Below are 16699 nucleotides of genomic sequence, written 5' to 3'. Positions count from 1 at the left end.
ACGAAACAAGTGTGATGGGTTTCGCGAACAGCTCGACCCGTCCTACGGGCTCTACCCATCCGGGCTGTGCGCTTCAGCCTTGGCCAGACACAGATCGCGAAGTTTCGGGGCTTCTCGGGAAAGACTTTGGCGATCGCGAAGACCGCGATTTCGTCCCTCGTATAGAACGCAAACGCTAAGGAGCGTTGCAATACTGACGTTCGACGCACGAATGCCAAATGAATAATTCAACCCGCTGACCAGGCAATCATTGAATCTCTCGGATAAAAGAATCACCGTGAAGATGACATTGCCTTTGGCGTCCGTTCGAGTATTTGAGAGGCACCTTGCGTCATCAGTAATTCGCCCCTTGAGATCATCAATGACATGCTCCGGGATTCCCAAAGTCGTGAAAGCGGCTCTGTCATTCTTCAAACGAAGAAACACGTTCGTGTCATGAAACACCGCGATTGAAGAGCTCGTCAGGCTCCGATCGACCTTCTTTCCAGCGGCGCGCGAGATGTCACCGAGAACCTGTTGAACGAGGTAGAGACTGTTCGGCGAAAGGTTGCCAACATCAAAGAAATTGAAGGCTGGCTCGCCTGTCGACATCGCGACTTCCATCCCGTTGGATTCGTCTCTCTGCCAGATGAAATGTTGGAAGCTCTGGTCCTCCTGAGCCACGGAAGGCGATACACCGCACGCAAGCAATGAGAACGAGATCAGCGCGACGGCCATTGCTCGCACGGCGACATCCCGACCAGCTTGAGCTAGTCGTCCCCTTACCGAGCAAATCGGGATATGTCCTGTTCCCTGCACATGGACGACGGGAAGGGGGGAAGCATTCGATCGGGCGGTAACGACCGCTCCAATTGGCCCCGGCAAGATTGCGAAAAATGCTCTTGCTGCGCTTCGAAAACGCGACGCTGGCAAGCGCCTCTCAGCAAATTCATGGTTGGCTACTAACATCGGCAAACTCTTGGCTCGTAGGATGGGTAGAGCGAAACGAAACCCATCGATTGCGGAAGGTGCAACGATGGGTTTCGCGAAGAGCTCATGGATCCCACGCCCTAGCCGCCTGTTTCTCAGTTGTGAAGTCAGGGCTGAAGCCGCGCGCGACGGCAGCTTGAAGCGATGCCCAAGTTCCGGTGGTCTCCCGCTGGGGGCGTAAAATGACGGCGTCACCGTGCCGCGCCACCTCGATCTCATCGCACGGCAAATGAAACTGCGTCGGCAATCGGACGAACTGAGAGCTGCCGGACTTGAAGATCCTGGTGATGTGGGGCAGGTCAGCCTCCTGTAGACGCTGACGCGAATATACAGCTTTAGGTCGAAGCACGCGAGATCGTTCATCGTGCATTCTTCCCTCCTTCCGTAGGATTGAAGGCGGGGACAATGAGACGACCGCTGTCTTCGACCGATGGGGAGCGATGCGGCAAGCTGCAAAACGACCCGTCGGGCAAAACATCCGTAATCCGTCAACCCACTCCCACAAAAATATTCCACTTTCCCGAATTTCGGATTTATGGCATAGAGCGCTTATCCCGGCCCTCCCAGAGGGGCGCTTCGCGATCGTCACGAGATGCGGGTCGGGGTGCGGTGGACGCGGCAGCGCCGGCGCGAGAGGCGATGACAGGGCGGGCAACCGCGAGTCATAAGCATCGCGGGACGAACGGCGTGGTCACAGCGGTTTTGGTCGTCGTCCGGGGGCGAGCACACGCTAGCTCTCGGCGATCAGGCCAGACCGTCCGCGGACGGAGAAGTCGTGTGGTCCTGACGCCCGCAGGCTGGCGTCAAGCCTTGCGGTGATGCGGCGGCCCGACCGGGCGCGTGCATCGACCAGCCGCAACGCGACGGGGGCAACAGTGCATCGCTCCCCGAGGAGAGCACGAAGGACACCGTTAAAACCATCCGCGCAGGGAAGGCCGGGCGACCGGCAACACCTGTAGTCCACCCCGTGTGCGTTTTTCCATGCACGCGGACCGCGGGTGCCGCCGGCGCCCGGTCTTCCCTGCGCCCTCTGGCTTTCATGGGCGTGAACGAACAGCAAAGCTCGGGCGAAAGAAGCCGCGAGAGTGCGCAGGTGTGTCTGCGAGGAAGAGCGCTGATGGTGAAAGCGAGCCGGTGCCACATACGCCGTCATTGCGAGCGCAGCGACTTGTCCGCCGAAGCCTTTGGCGAAGGCGGAAGCAATCCAGAATCCTTCCGCGGAAGGATTCTGGATTGCTTCGTCGCAAGAGCTCCTCGCAATGACGGCATGGAGAGAGCGGGCAAGAGCGCTGTAGCGCGTCCGGGACACGGGCCGCTCGTCTGACGGCGCACAAGACAAAGGCCCGTTCGCGTTCGCGATCGGGCCTTTCTCAGTTGCAAATATGATTGCCGCTTTACGCCGCGGTCGAAGCCTTCTGCGCGGCCTTCGCCTGCGCGGCCTCGGCCTCGTCCTTGCGGATCTCCGACAGGCGCTTCTGCACTTCCGCCGAGAAAATGTACTGCGCCGGGCGCTGCTTGCTCATGTCGATCTCCGGCGCCATGGGACCAGAGGTCCTGATGCCGCGCAGCGACACCCACATCGCCTTCAGCGGGTTGTTGAGGGCTGCGGTCGCCGCGGTCGGCTCGTAGCCGCAATGGGCCATACAGTCGGCGCACTTCTCGTACTTGCCGGTGCCGTAGGTCTCCCAGTCGGTGGTGTCCATCAGCTCCTTGAAGGTCTTGGCGTAGCCTTCACCGAGCAGATAGCAGGGCTTCTGCCAGCCGAAGATATTGCGCGCGGGCATGCCCCAGGGCGTGCACTCGTATTCCTGGTTACCGGCGAGGAAGTCCAGGAACAGGCCGGAATGCATGAAATTCCACTTCTTGCCCTTGCCCATCGCAAAGACGTCGCGGAACAGCTTCTTGGTCTTGGTGCGGTTGAGGAAGTGCTCCTGGTCCGGCGCGCGCTCATAGGCGTAGCCGGGCGACATCGAGACGCCGACACCGAGCTCGACGGTGAGATCGAGGAACTTCGCGATCTCCTCGGCCGGATGGCCGTCGAAGATGGTGGCGTTGACGTTGACGGTGAAGCCGCGCGCCTTGGCCGCCTTGATTGCGGAGACGGCGCGGTCGAACACGCCCTTCTGCGACACCGCCTTGTCGTGATGGTCCTTCAGGCCGTCGAGATGCACGGAGAAGAACAGATACGGGGAGGGCTCGAACAGATCGAGCTTCTTCTCGAGCAGCAGCGCGTTGGTGCAGAGCGAGACGAACTTCTTGCGCTCAACGAGGCCGCGCACGATCTCGCCGATCTCCTTGTGGATCAGCGGCTCGCCGCCGGGAATGGCGACCATCGGCGCGCCGCACTCGTCGGCCGCGTCCCAGCACTCCTGCGCGGTCATGCGGCGGTTGAGGATCGCATCCGGATAATCGATCTTGCCGCAGCCGACGCAGGCGAGGTTGCAGCGAAACAGCGGCTCCAGCATCAGCACGAGCGGATAGCGCTTGCGGCCAAGCAATTTCTGCTTGAGCAAATAGCCGCCGATACGCATTTCCTTGAAGAAGGGGATGGCCATTACAAGTTTCTTTCTGGGCTTTTCAATTCGGGTGGGTCAGCTCGCAGCCAGTTGGGCCGGAAGCCGGAATTCGATGTTTTCCTCGCGGCCCGGCAACACCTGGACCTTGACCGGTCCGATTCGCCGCATCGCTTCGATCACGTCATCCACGAGTACCTCGGGCGCCGAAGCGCCGGCCGTGATGCCGACGGTCCTGGCATTTTTCAACCACTCCGGATTGAGCTCGCTGCCGTCGGCAATCAAATAACTCGCAACGCCGGCTTCGGTGCCGATTTCGCGAAGCCGGTTCGAATTCGAGCTATTGGCAGCGCCCACCACCAAGATCACGTCGACCAGCTTGCTCAAGTCCCTTACCGCAGATTGGCGGTTCTGTGTCGCATAGCAGATATCCCGGATATCCGGACCTTGAATATCTGTAAAGCGGGTCTGAAGGGCCGCGATGATATCCTTGGTGTCGTCGACCGACAGGGTGGTCTGGGTGATGTAGGCCACTGGCGTATCCGCCGGCAGCGTCAGGGCCGTAACCTCTTGAACGCTTTGGACAAGCAGCACGGGGGCGGGAACCTGGCCCATCGTGCCCTCGACCTCGGGGTGGCCGGCATGGCCGATCAGGATCAGCGTGCGGCCTTTGGTGATGTAGCGCTTCCCCTGATTGTGAACTTTCGTGACCAGCGGGCAGGTGGCATTGAGCACGGGAAGGTCGCGCGCGGCGGCCTCTTCCTCGACGCTGCGGGCGACTCCGTGAGCGCTGAAGACCGTCACCGCCTTCGGCGGTACCTCGGACAACTCCTCGACGAAGATGGCGCCTTTGTTCTTCAGGCTCTCGACGACGTATTTGTTGTGCACGATCTCATGGCGCACGTAGACGGGCGGGCCGTACTTCTCCAGCGCCCGTTCCACGATCTCGATCGCACGCACCACGCCCGCGCAGAAGCCGCGCGGTTGCGCCAGATAAACTTCCATTGGTCGCCCATCACGCAAGTTGCACCAATCCGCTTCGTAAGTCCCGGCGGCACCTCGATACTGACCAATGCGTTGCAATATCCGCACCATTGGTCCGCGCACGCGGTAGCCACCCACCCCCGTCGGGGCTCCGGCGCATGGAGGCGCAATACTTTGTGTCAAAAAATCGGCGGTAAGGAAAGCTCGAATGGACCTGGGTTCCCTGCCGAGCCGATTTTACGGTATTATAGTAGAGACGTGGGTGTATGCAAGCCAGCGACATCAGTGACCAGCCCTTCGTCACGTTCCCGCCTCAACTCCCCGGCTATACCGACCGCCCCGCATGATTTTGCCACGGTCTGCCGCCGTTTACCTCGAACCTTCTGGCGGCGAGAGCCTCTCAAAACAGCAATAGGTTTCGCCCGGGAACTCCGATAAACAGCGGGCGTTTCCGGCAAGCTGTTAACCGCAGAAAGAAAAGAAGTGCTGCAAAGCGTAGTCGTTGCCATCGTCAGGGCCTGCACCCGGTTTGCCTCCCTCGTCGTCGTTCTCGGGCTCCTGCTGTCGGTGGGAGCGGGCTATTACGCTGCGCGCCACTTCGCCATCAACACCGACATCAATTCGCTGATTTCCCAGAACCTCGACTGGCGCAAGCGTGACCAGCAGTTCGACAAGGCGTTCGATCAAAACGAAACGATCCTCGCTGTGATCGAGGCCAGGACCCCGGAGATGACGAGCGCCGCGGCGGACGCGCTCTATGCCAGGCTGAGGGACGACAAGACCAACTTCCAGTCCCTGCAGCAGCTCGGCAGCGGGGAGTTCTTCGAAAAGAACGGACTGTTGTTCCTGCCGACCGAAGAGGTCGGCAAGATCACCAGCCAATTCGAATCTGCAGCGCCCCTGATCGAGATCATGGCTGGCGATCCCTCGATCCGCGGCCTGACCGGCGCGCTGGAGACGGGACTCGCCGGCGTCAAGCGCGGCCAGGTCAAGCTCGACAACACCGAGCGTCCGTTCAACCTGATCGCGCAGACGGTCGAGACCGTGCTCAACAAGGGCAATGCGAGCTTCTCCTGGCGCGAGCTCGTCAGTGACGAGCCGCTGAAGGATTCGGACAAGCGCGCCTTCATCGAGTTCAAGCCGATCCTCGACTACAACGCGCTGGAGCCCGGCAAGGATGCCACCGACGCGATCCGCAAGGCCGCAGTGGATCTGGATTTTGCGACCAAATACCAGGCCCGGGTGCGGCTGACCGGTCCGGTCCCGATCGCCAACGAGGAATATGCGACCGTCCAGGAAGGCGCCGTCGTCAACGGCGTCGGCACGGTCCTCGTCGTGCTGCTGATCCTGTGGCTGGCGCTGCACTCGTCGAAGATCATCTTCGCGGTGTTCGTCAATCTCTTCGTCGGCCTCGCGCTGACGACCGCCGCCGGCCTGATGATGGTCGGATCGTTCAACCTGCTGTCGATCGCATTCGCGGTGCTCTTCGTCGGCCTCGGCGTCGATTTCGGCATCCAGTACAGCGTCCGCTACCGCTCCGAGCGCTACAAGCACAACGATCTCACGGGCGCGCTGGTGCTGGCGGCGAAGCGATCGGCGGTGCCGCTGTCGCTCGCGGCGATGGCGACCGCGGCTGGCTTCCTTTGCTTCATGCCGACCGACTACAAGGGCATCGCGGAGCTGGGCCAGATCGCGGGCGTCGGCATGCTGGTGGCGTTCCTTTCCTCGATCACCGTTCTGCCGGCCATGCTGAAGCTGCTGAATCCGCCCGGCGAAAAGGAGCCGGTCGGTTACGCCTTCCTGGCGCCGCTCGATCACTTTCTGGAGAAGCACCGCGTGCTGGTCGTGGGCGGCACGCTGATGCTGGCGCTCGCCGGCCTGCCGCTACTCTATTTCATGAAGTTCGACTTCAACCCGATGAACCTGCGCAACCCGAGGGCCGAATCGATCGCGACCTTCCTCGATCTGCGCAAGGATCCCAACACCGGCGCCAATGCCATCAACGTGATGACCACGTCCGAGGAGCAGGCAAAGCAGGTCGAGGCGAAGCTCGAAAAGGTGCCCGAGGTGCTGCGGGTGATGTCGCTCAACAGCTTCGTGCCGGAGGATCAGCCGCCGAAGCTGAAGCTGCTCGCGCAGGGCGCCAAGGTGCTGAACCCCGCACTCAACCCTGATCAGATCGATGCGGCGCCGACCGACAAGGAAAACGTCGAGGCGCTGAAATCCTCGATCGACAATCTGCGCCGGACCGCGGGCGATGCGAAGGGGCCGGGCTCGATCGCCTCGCGCCGTCTGGCAGACGCGCTCGAAAAGCTCGCCAATGGCGACGAGGCCACGCGCAACAAGGCGCAAGACGTGTTCGTCACGCCGATGAAGATCGTGTTCGACCAGCTCAGGAACGCGATGCAGGCCGGGCCCGTCACCCTGAGCTCACTGCCGCCCGATCTCGTCAGTGCCTGGAAGAGCAAGGACGGCATCATCCGCGTCGAGGCGCTGCCCAAGGGCGATCCCAACGACAACGACACGCTGCGCAGATTTGCAGCGGCGGTGCTCGTTGCCGAGCCGACCGCGATCGGCGGGCCGGTCTCGATCCTGAAATCCGGCGACACCGTGGTGCGGGCGTTCATCCACGCCGGCATTTACGCGCTGCTGGTGATCGGCCTCTTGCTGTGGATCACGTTGCGGCGGTTCGTCGACGTGCTGATGACGCTGGTGCCGCTGCTGGTTGCCGGCGCGGTGACGCTCGAGATCTGCGTGTTGATCGGCCTGCCGCTCAACTTCGCCAACATCGTCGCGTTCCCGCTGCTGCTCGGCGTCGGCGTCGCCTTCAAGATCTACTATGTCGTGGCCTGGCGCTCGGGCAGGACAAACCTGCTCCAGACCAGCCTGACGCGCGCGATCTTTTTCAGCGCACTGACGACCGCAACCGCATTCGGCAGCCTGTGGCTGTCGAGCCATCCCGGCACGTCCAGCATGGGCAAGCTGCTGGCACTCTCGCTGGTGACGACGCTCGCCGCCGTGCTGCTGTTCCAGCCGGCCCTAATGGGCAAACCCCGCAATCTCAGGGAGTAGGCAGATGTCGCCGACCGGGTCGGCGGCACCTTTCTGACCCGGCTTGGCGGGGGCGGTGGCGCTCTTCGGGACCCCCGCCGCCGGCGCAGGCGCCGCTGTCGCGCCCATCGTGCCCTGAGCCTTCGGCGCCGCGCCGGTGGACTTGGGCGCGCCCTTGGCCATGGCATTGGCGGTGCTCAAGGGGATCGGCGGGCCGACCCGGGTCCAGGTCTCGCCGCCGCAGAGGAAGCCCATCACGCAGCCCTTGATTTCGAGCTGGTCGGCGCCGGCCGGCGTGATGGTCGCGCTATAGAGCTGGCCGTCCTTGGCGTTGTAGACCTGCCCTTCCCATTGATCGGCGCCGGGCTTCTTCTTCATGTCGATCAGCGTCGCCATGCCCAGCGTCGGCCTGGTCTTTTTCGAGGCATCCGGATTGTTCTCGTCACGGCCGCCGGGCTGCTTTTCCCAGGAAACCGCGCCCCACATGCTGCCATTGCATTGGGCGACGCGAATGTTGGCGACGCCGTCGGCAACCCGCCAGTCGCCGGTGGGATCCGCGGCGAGCGCCGGGGTCAGGCAGGTGTAACCGCCAACCAGTATTAGTCCGGTGTAAAGGGCTAAACGCATGATAGTTCCTTGGCAGTGCAACATGGGCTAAAGCTGTGCTTGCGAAGATGGTCCGAAAAAGGGCAAAAGGCCGCACAGACCGTTTTCAGTAACGGTCCCTTTTCAGTTGACGAGACGGCCCTCAACCGAAGTATGTAACGGATGCACAGCCCAAATCCAGACATGTCTGAGCTTTTCGCGGACCGTCAGGCCCAGCGCAGCACCCTGCATAATCGGTATCTGAACGAGCAGTTCGTTCGGGTTCTCAAGACCATCGGCTACGATGTCGGCTTCCAGAAGGGGCAGGGGCAGTATCTCTACGATCGCGACGGCGCGCGCTATCTCGACCTGCTGTCCGGCTTTGGTGTGTTTGCGATCGGGCGCAATCATCCGGTCATGCGCGACGCGCTCAAGAGCGTGCTCGATGCCGACCTGCCCAACCTCGTCCAGTTCGACGTTTCCGTGCTTGCCGGAGTGCTCGCCGAGCGGCTGCTGAAATATGTCCCCTATCTGGACAAGGCGTTCTTCGCCAATTCCGGCGCCGAATGCGTCGAAGCCGCGATCAAGTTCGCGCGCGGCGCCACCGGCCGCCCCGGCATCGTCTACTGCGCCCACGGCTATCATGGCCTGACCTATGGCGCGCTGTCGCTGACGGGTGATTCGAACTTCCGCACCGGCTTCGAGCCGCTGCTGCCGGGCTGCACCTCGATCCCGTTCAACGATCTGGCCGCGCTGGAAAAGGCGCTGGCCTCGCGCGAGGTCGCGGCGTTCGTGGTCGAGCCGATCCAGGGCAAGGGCGTCAACATGCCCACCGACGAGTTCCTGCCGGGCGCGGCTGCGCTCTGCAAGAAGTACGGCACGCTGTTCGTCGCCGACGAAATCCAGACCGGCATGGGCCGCACCGGCCGCTTCCTCGCGGTCGAGCATTGGAACGTCGAGCCCGACATGGTGCTGCTGTCGAAGTCGCTATCTGGCGGCCACGTGCCGGTCGGCGCGGTGCTGACGCGCAAGGCCATCTTCGACAAGATCTTCAACCAGATGGACCGCGCCGTCGTGCACGGCTCCACCTTCTCCAAGAACGACCTCGCGATGGCCGCAGGCATCGCCACGCTGGACGTGATGGAGTCAGAGAAGCTGATCGAGTCCGCCGCCAAGCGCGGCGCCGAGCTGCGCCTCGCGCTGACGCGCATGGTGCCCGGCTACGAGCTGATGAAGGAAGTGCGCGGCAAGGGCCTGATGATCGGCGTCGAGTTCGGCCCGCCGAAATCGCTGCGGCTGCGCGCCTCCTGGAACGTGCTGGAGACAGCCAACAAGGGCCTGTTCTGCCAGCTCATCACCGTGCCGCTGTTCAAGGATCACAAGATCCTCACGCAAGTGGCCGGTCACGGCAGCCACACCATCAAGCTGCTGCCGCCGCTCACCATCACCGAGGAAGATTGCAGCTGGATCGAAAAGGCGTTCGACGACGTCATCGCCGGCAGCCATAAGGTCCCCGGCGCGATCTGGTCGCTCGGCAAGACGCTGGTGGACAACGCGGTGAGAAGGTCGGCCTGAATTCGGCCGAGCTATCCCGGCAACCGTCATTGCGAGCGAAGCGAAGCAATCCAGACTGTCTCTGCGGAGGCAACCTGGGGCTTCGTCGCTAGCGCAAAGTTGCTTCGCAATTTTATCGCGAGCTCCTCGCAATGATGGTGTAGCAAGATCTACCCCTCCACATTCGCCTTCATGGCTGTCTCGAACTTGTCGACGAACTCGGCGAGCTCATCGGCGCCGATGTCGCTGACGGCCCAGAAGTTCAGGCCGCGCTCGCCCCAGCGGCGGCAGTTGAAGCCCTGCATGGTCTGGGTCTTCGGCGGCCGATGCTCGGTGCTCGCGGTCTGCGCCACGAACAAATTGATGACGTGCTGGCGACGCTTGTAGACGACGGCGCCAATGGCGCGGGCGTCGATATAGTCGAGCCGGCCGCCGACCAGGGTAAAACCCTGCGCGGTAAGATCGATCACGGGCGGGGCGACATCGAGCTTGCCGTTGAACCACGGCTTGACCGTGTGCTGGTCGGTCGAGATCACGTCGGTGAGGTGGCCAGCCTGCAGCGAGCGCAGATGCGCGGAGACGACCTCCGAGAGGATGCGCTGCTGGTCGTCCTGGCGCAGCACGATGGCGACGATTCCGGTTGCGGCGAGCGCGGAGACCGCCGAGCCCATCGCAAAGCCACGCAGCACGGAGCGGCGGGTTGGCTGCTGGCGCTGCAGTTGCGGCAGCGAGGCCTCGATCCTGGTGCGCAGGCTTGCGGGCGCGCTGTAGCCCAGACTGGTATTGGCCAGCACGCGCTGCATCTCGCGCTGTGCGGCAAGCTCCGCCGCGCAGTCCGGGCAGCTGGCGATATGGGCTTCGACCTCGCGCGCGTGGCCGGCATCGAGCTCGTTGTCGAGCAGCGCGTGAAGCAGGATCCTTGCTTCGTCGCAGGTCATTTCGCTTGCTCCTCTTCCGCCGTCCAGGCCGCGCGCAGCAGGGTACGGGCGCGAGCGAGGCGGGACATCACGGTGCCGATGGGCGCGCCGACGGCTTCTGCGATTTCACGATAGGAAAGGTTGTTGATCTCGCGCAGCACGAAGGCTTCCCTGAACGGTTCGGCGAGCGCGTCGATCAGCCTGCGGATGGCGCCAGCATCGCGGCTGCGCAGCACTTCGGTCTCGGGACTTGCCTCGCTCTCCTGCCATATCGGCGTCTGCTCGTTGGCGCCGGGCGTGTCCTCGATCGCGCTGGGCCGATGCGCGCGCCGCGCATATTCGGCGTTGCAGACATTGCGCAGGATCGCGAACAGCCATGGCTTCATCGCCGGCCCGCGATAGCTGTCGAAGTGCTTCAACGCGCGCAGATAGCACTCCTGCACCGCATCTTCCGCGTCGGAGGCGTCGCGCAGCAGATAGCGCGCGAGCGTGTAGACGTCGTCGAGATGGGGCAGCGCCGCCTCGCGGAAGCGTTGCGCCTTGTCTGGATCGTCATTTGTCGGTGGCATCGCCGCTCGCTTTGCCGCTTCGCCTGATGTCGCCGGAGACGCAGGAGCCCGGCCGGCGTGGGACCACCGGCCGGGCAAGACGTTGATGCCTTGGTTGGAGACGTTACTCAACCTTGATCATCCCCGTCATGTGCGGGTGCAGCGAACAAAAATACTTGTAATCGCCCGCGTTGGTGAAGGTGAAAGAGAACTTGTCGTCAGTGTCCAGGGTCTTGGACCTGAACTTGCCGGCCGACACCACGGTGTGGGGGATGTCGTCCCGGTTGGTCCAGGTCACGGTGGTGCCGGCCTTGATCTTGAGCTCGGCCGGCTGGAAGACGAAATTGTCGATATGGATCTCCATGTCGTCGGCACGAGCGCTTGTTGCGGGCAGCAGGATGGCCGCGGCCAGAGCGAGGCCGAGATCGACGCCGAAGGCGCGGCGGTTGAGGGTCTTCATTGTCAGCTTCCACCTTAGCCCTGGAGCGGCGTGTCGATGATCGCGAGCCGCTGCTCGTTCTGCTTGAAGTTGATGCTGGCAACGCCGAGCATGCCGCGGAGCCTGGCGTCCTCGACCTTCATCGGTCCGGGCGAGGCGGCGGCTCCCGGCGCCGGCTGCGGGAAGGCGGTGGAGCGCGCGGTGTGGAAGGTGACGTTACCCTCGACCTTCTGCATCACCTGGTGAATGTGTCCGTTCAGCACGGTGACCGAGCCAAAACCCTTCACCTGTTCCAGCGCGCGGCCGCCGTCCTCGGTGCCCCAGCCCCATTCCGGATAGACGGTCCAGAGCGGGATGTGGGCGAACAGCACGATCGGCGTCGATTTCGACTTGCCGCGCAGATCGTCCTGGAGCCAGGCAAGTTGCTCGGCGCCGAGATTGCCGAGGCCGCCGGCCTTGAGGTCGACGACGTTGACGAGGCCGATGAAGTGCACGCCGCCGGCATCGAAGGAATACCAGCCCTGGCCCTTGGTGCCGCGGCCATAGCGCTCGCGATACAACTTCACCTCCTCGTCGAGGAAGTCATGCTCGCCGGGCACGTAGTGCACATCGAGCTTGCTCTGCGAGATGATGCGCTCGGCATTGTCGAATTCGGCGGCCTTGGACAGATGCGTGATGTCGCCGGTATGGATCATGAAGGACGGTTTGGCCGGCATCGCGTTGATCTTGCCCACAGCCTCCTCCAGCGTGCCGAGTGCGTTGGGATTGGCCGGCTTGTCGAAGCCGACATGGCTGTCGCTGATCTGGAGGAAGCTCATGCCGGGCGCGGCTGCGGTCGCAGCCTGTGCGGAATCGATGATGCCGAGTGAGCGCGGCACACCGCCGGTGACGGTCCAGAGCACCCCGGTGCCGGCCCAGGTCATGCATTCCAGCACCTTGCGGCGGCTGACGCCGTCGCCGCCGTGATCATGTCCGCTCATCGCATCTCTCCACGTCGCCCGGAATTGGGCTTTCAGAGGAGGTGATCGGGGGAGGGGGAGGCTTATTCGCGGGAGGTGATGACGATTTCGTGAGGGGAAGTCTCGTGTCCCGGGCGCAACGCAGCACCTCTTGGTGATGCGTTGCAGAGCCGGGACCCAAGAAGGCGGCACGGCACGCGGTGAGATGGGCCCCGGCTCAGCAGCGCATCACTGCGTGCTGCGCTGCGTCGGGGCACGAGACTATTTTGTGAACTCTCTCACGGCCTCGGCCGCACGCTCCGGCACTTCTTGCGCCACGCAATGCCCGGCGTTCTCGAACACCAGCGTGCTGACGCGCGGAATCAGCGACACCGCGCGTCGCGCCATCTCCCAGTAGATCGGACCGGACTTCGCCGCGGTCGTGACGCGCACCGGGCAGTCGATTTCGGTGAGCGAGGCAAACGGATTACCGCGGGCATCGCCGACATAGACCTGCTCCATCGCCTCGTAGATCGGACGCAGGATTGCGCACTCGATCTCCGGCGTGCAGCAGAGTCGCACCCGGCCATCGTCGAGCGGCACGAAGCCGTGGCGTACATAGGCTCGAAGCGAGATCTCGGTCCAATCCGCAAACGCCGGCGCTGTGCGGTAGCGTTCGAAGACGGCCTCGGCACTGTCGAACACGGCGCGCCGGCGCAGCGTGCCCTGGACTCGCGACAGGGATTCCTCGCCCAACCCTCCGGGGCGCGCCGCGCGCGGGTCCATGATGGTCGGCTCCATCACGAACAGACGTGTGAAGCGTCCGGGCAAGAGCTTTGCCGCCAGCAGAAGGTCGGTCGCGCCGGCGCTGTGGCCGATGCCGTAGACGTCGCGCAGCTCGAGTGCATCGATCACCCGGCAGACATCCTCGGCATAGTCCAGGAAGTGATAGGCGCCGGGCTTGTGGCTGGCGCCATGGCCGCGGCGGTCGAGCGCATAGACCGTATAGGTCGATGCTAGCTCGCGCGCGACTTCGTCCCAGACGTCGGCGACGAAACCGGTGCCATGCACGAGCAGAGCAGGCGGCTTGCCGCTTTCACCCCATTGCAGCATGGCGATCGCTGCGTCGGCGGGGCCGATTGAAAAGCGGTTAGGATTGATCATGCGACAGGATGCTACTTCGCATCCTCCAAAATCATCGTCGCGCCCTTCTCGGCGATCATCGCCGTCGGCGTATTCGTGTTGCCGGAGGTGATGGTCGGCATGATCGAAGCATCGACAATGCGCAGGCCTTCGAGCCCGTAGAATCGCAGGCGTTCGTCGACCACCGCCATGGGATCGCTCACCGCGCCCATCTTCGCCGTGCCGACGGGATGGAAGATGGTGGTGCCGATATCGCCGGCAGCCTTTGCGAGCGATGCATCGTCGTCGCCGACGGAGGGGCCGGGCAGATATTCGCTCGGGCGGTATCGTGCCAGCGCTTTCTGCTGCATCAGGCGGCGCGTGGTGCGGATGGCGTCGGCGCCGACCTGGCGGTCGTCGTCGGTCGACAGATAATTCGGCGCGATGATCGGCTTCTCGTCAGGGCTCGCCGAACGCAGCCGCACGGTGCCGCGCGAGGTCGGCTGGAGATTGCAGGCGCTGACCGTGATGGCGGGGAAACGGTGCAGGGGATCGCCGAACTTGTCGAGCGACAGCGGTTGCACGTGGAATTGGATGTTCGCGCGTGCGCGCGTCGCGTCGGAGCGCGTGAAGATGCCGAGCTGCGAGGGCGCCATGGTCAGGGGACCGCGGCGGCGGAAGGCGTAGTCGAGGCCCATCAATCCGCGGCGAAACAGATTGTAATAGGTCTCGTTCAGCGTGCGCACGCCCTCGACCTTGTAGATCGCACGCTGCTGCAGGTGATCCTGCAGATTGCGGCCGACGCCGGGCTTGTCCATGACAATGTCGATGCCGAGGGGCGACAGCCAGTCGGCGGGGCCGATGCCGGAGCGATGCAGCACCTGCACCGAGCCGATCGAGCCGGCCGACAGGACCACCTCGCGTTTCGCTCGCGCTTCGATCATCTCGCCGTTCTGGATGAAACGCACGCCGACGGCGCGGCCCTGCTCGATGATCAGGCGGTCGACCAGCACGTGCTTCTCGAGCCGCAAATTGGGGCGCCTCAAGGCGGGCTTGAGGAAGCCGCGCGCTGAGGACCAGCGCCGACCGCGCTTCTGGTTGACGTGGAAATAGCTGGTGCCCTCGTTGTCGCCGGTGTTGAAATCCGGGATGCGCTTGATGCCCATCTCCTCGGCGGCATCGCCGACGGCATCGAGGACGTCCCATGACAGCCGCGGCGCCTCGATGCGCCAGCCGCCCCCGGCGCCGTGATGCTCGCTGGCGCCGAGGAAGTGGTCTTCGAGCTTCTTGAACAGCGGCAGCACATCGTCATAGCCCCAGCCGGTCATGCCGAGCTGGCGCCAATGGTCATAGTCCGCGGCCTGGCCGCGCATCGAGATCATGGCATTGATCGCCGAGCAGCCGCCGATGACCTTGCCGCGGGGATAGGCGAGCGAACGGCCGTTCAGGCCAGGCTCGGCCTCGGTCTTGAACATCCAGTCCGAGCGCGGATTGCCGATCGCGAAGAGATAGCCGACCGGGATGTGGAACCAGATCCAGTTGTCGTCGCCGCCGGCTTCGAGGACGAGGACGCGATTGCCGGGATCGGCCGACAGCCGGTTGGCGACGATGCAGCCCGCCGTACCGGCCCCGACGACAATGTAATCAAATTCACCTTCGAGCCGCCTCGGCATTCTGCTTCCACCCAACCGGCGTCATGCCCGGGCTTGTCCCGGCATCCACGCACTTTCTGTTCTAATAGTCAGACGTGGATGGCCGGGACAAGCCCGGCCATGACGAGAGGACAGGGTTACCCTCGGCGCGCGGCAGTTGGGTGGACTGGCGCTTGCATGGTAGACATTCCTGCATTTTCAACAAAGCTTGAGACCTTCCATGCCCATCGTGAACCGCGTCGCCGACCTTCAACCCGATATTCAGGCCTGGCGCCGGGACATCCACGAGCATCCCGAGCTGCTGTACGATGTTCATCGCACTGCAGCATTCGTCGCGGACCGGTTGCGCGAGTTCGGTTGCGACGAGGTCGTCACCGGGCTCGGCCAGACCGGCGTGGTCGGTGTGATCAAGGGCAACAAGCCGGCTGGCGAGGGGCTCAAGACGATCGGCCTGCGCGCCGACATGGATGCGCTGCCGGTCGAGGAGCAGACCAACCTGCCTTACGCCTCCAAGACCCCCGGCAAGATGCACGCCTGCGGCCATGACGGCCACACCGCGATGCTGCTCGGGGCCGCCCGCTACCTCGCCGAAACCCGCAATTTCGCCGGCGATGCGGTCGTGATCTTCCAGCCCGCAGAGGAGGGCGGCGCCGGCGGCGCGGCCATGGTCAAGGACGGCCTGATGGAGCGCTTCGGCATCGAGCAGGTCTACGGTATGCACAACGGCCCCGGTATTCCGATCGGCTCGTTCGCGATCCGGCCGGGCCCGATCATGGCGGCGACCGACGAGGTCGATATCATGATCGAGGGCCTCGGCGGTCATGCCGCGCGTCCGCACAAATGCGTCGATTCCGTGCTGGTCGGCGCGCAGGTGATCACCGCGCTGCAGTCGATCGTCGCGCGCAGCGTCGATCCGCTGGAATCGGCCGTGATCTCGATCTGCGAATTCCACGCCGGCAACGCCCGCAACGTCATTCCGCAGACCGCGACGCTGAAGGGCACCATCCGCACGCTCTCGCCCGAGGTGCGCAAGCTGGTCGAGAAGCGCGTGCATGAGGTGGTGGCGGGCGTCGCACAGATCACCGGCGCGAAGATCGACTTGCGCTACCAGCGCAACTATCCCGTCGTGAACAACCACGCCGCGGAGACCGAGGTGGCGCGGCGCATTGCAAAGCAGGTTGCCGGCGATGCCAACGTGCACGAGATGCCGCCGCTGATGGGCGGCGAGGATTTCGCCTACATGCTGGAAGCGCGCCCCGGGGCCTTCATCTTCTGCGGCAACGGCGACAGCGCCGGCCTGCATCACCCCGCCTACAATTTCAACGACGAGGCGATCGTGTTCGGCACGTCCTACTGGGTCAAGCTGGTCGAGGAATCGCTGGCGGCGTCGTAACGCCGAGCTTCAAGCGCAAATGAAAAGGGCCCGT

13 protein-coding genes are annotated in these 16699 nt (G+C 63.7%); 3 read left to right on the top strand and 10 right to left on the bottom strand.

Going from position 1 to position 16699, the window contains the following annotated elements; genetic code table 11:
• Positions 1–51: 51 nt before the first annotated feature.
• From GGD61_RS19035 to ispH, 3 genes are all read right to left on the bottom strand, one after another.
• Complete coding sequence (locus GGD61_RS19035; RefSeq protein ID WP_092256753.1) at positions 52–717, bottom strand: hypothetical protein; 666 nt, start codon at positions 715–717, stop codon at positions 52–54.
• A gap of 1646 nt (positions 718–2363) precedes the next feature.
• The gene (gene hpnH / locus GGD61_RS19030; protein ID WP_018315701.1) at positions 2364–3524 is read right to left on the bottom strand and encodes an adenosyl-hopene transferase HpnH; all 1161 of its coding nucleotides are present in this window, start codon (positions 3522–3524) and stop codon (positions 2364–2366) included.
• 36 nt (positions 3525–3560) lie between these two features.
• The gene (ispH, locus tag GGD61_RS19025) at positions 3561–4487 is read right to left on the bottom strand and encodes a 4-hydroxy-3-methylbut-2-enyl diphosphate reductase (protein ID WP_018315702.1); all 927 of its coding nucleotides are present in this window, start codon (positions 4485–4487) and stop codon (positions 3561–3563) included.
• A gap of 462 nt (positions 4488–4949) precedes the next feature.
• Here ispH and GGD61_RS19020 point away from each other — a divergent pair, with 462 nt between their 5' ends.
• Complete coding sequence (locus tag GGD61_RS19020) at positions 4950–7538, top strand: MMPL family transporter (RefSeq protein WP_092256750.1); 2589 nt, start codon at positions 4950–4952, stop codon at positions 7536–7538.
• Here GGD61_RS19020 and GGD61_RS19015 read toward each other — a convergent pair.
• Positions 7506–8144, bottom strand: a complete 639-nt coding sequence (locus GGD61_RS19015; protein WP_177237110.1) for a DUF2147 domain-containing protein — start codon at positions 8142–8144, stop codon at positions 7506–7508. The two genes, GGD61_RS19020 and GGD61_RS19015, sit on opposite strands and share 33 nt — an antisense overlap.
• A 141-nt stretch (positions 8145–8285) precedes the next feature.
• Here GGD61_RS19015 and hpnO point away from each other — a divergent pair, with 141 nt between their 5' ends.
• On the top strand, positions 8286–9677 hold the full coding sequence (gene hpnO, locus GGD61_RS19010; protein ID WP_018315705.1) for an aminobacteriohopanetriol synthase HpnO: 1392 nt from the start codon (positions 8286–8288) through the stop codon (positions 9675–9677).
• A 149-nt stretch (positions 9678–9826) separates the two neighbouring features.
• Here hpnO and GGD61_RS19005 read toward each other — a convergent pair whose 3' ends face one another.
• The 6 genes from GGD61_RS19005 to GGD61_RS18980 form a co-directional block, all read right to left on the bottom strand.
• Entirely contained in the window at positions 9827–10594 is a 768-nt protein-coding gene (locus GGD61_RS19005) for an anti-sigma factor (protein WP_092256744.1), read from the bottom strand.
• Positions 10591–11142 carry a sigma-70 family RNA polymerase sigma factor gene (locus GGD61_RS19000; RefSeq protein WP_092256741.1) on the bottom strand — a complete coding sequence of 184 codons (552 nt, stop codon included), beginning with the start codon at positions 11140–11142 and terminating at the stop codon, positions 10591–10593. Before GGD61_RS19000 ends, GGD61_RS19005 begins: the two co-directional genes overlap by 4 nt.
• Before the next feature lie 103 nt (positions 11143–11245).
• Positions 11246–11581 (bottom strand): cupredoxin family copper-binding protein, encoded by a 336-nt coding sequence (locus GGD61_RS18995; RefSeq protein ID WP_018315708.1) that lies wholly within the window; start codon positions 11579–11581, stop codon positions 11246–11248.
• A 14-nt stretch (positions 11582–11595) separates the two neighbouring features.
• A complete protein-coding gene (locus GGD61_RS18990) occupies positions 11596–12540 on the bottom strand; it encodes a metallophosphoesterase (protein ID WP_018315709.1) in 945 nt (314 codons plus the stop codon).
• 240 nt (positions 12541–12780) lie between these two features.
• A complete protein-coding gene (locus GGD61_RS18985) occupies positions 12781–13662 on the bottom strand; it encodes an alpha/beta fold hydrolase (RefSeq protein WP_183230991.1) in 882 nt (293 codons plus the stop codon).
• A gap of 11 nt (positions 13663–13673) precedes the next feature.
• On the bottom strand, positions 13674–15293 hold the full coding sequence (locus GGD61_RS18980) for a GMC family oxidoreductase (RefSeq protein WP_092256735.1): 1620 nt from the start codon (positions 15291–15293) through the stop codon (positions 13674–13676).
• Positions 15294–15492: 199 nt separating this feature from the next.
• Between GGD61_RS18980 and GGD61_RS18975 the strand changes: the two genes are divergently transcribed.
• Positions 15493–16665: a M20 aminoacylase family protein gene (locus GGD61_RS18975; RefSeq protein ID WP_018315712.1), complete on the top strand. Its 1173-nt coding sequence runs from the start codon at positions 15493–15495 to the stop codon at positions 16663–16665.
• Positions 16666–16699 lie beyond the last annotated feature (34 nt).

This window comes from Bradyrhizobium sp. SBR1B (assembly GCF_014198205.1).
Taxonomy (GTDB): Bacteria; Pseudomonadota; Alphaproteobacteria; order Rhizobiales; family Xanthobacteraceae; genus Bradyrhizobium.
The sequence above is the reverse complement of the archived record's forward strand: the minus strand, read 5'-3'. Positions and strand labels throughout refer to the sequence as shown.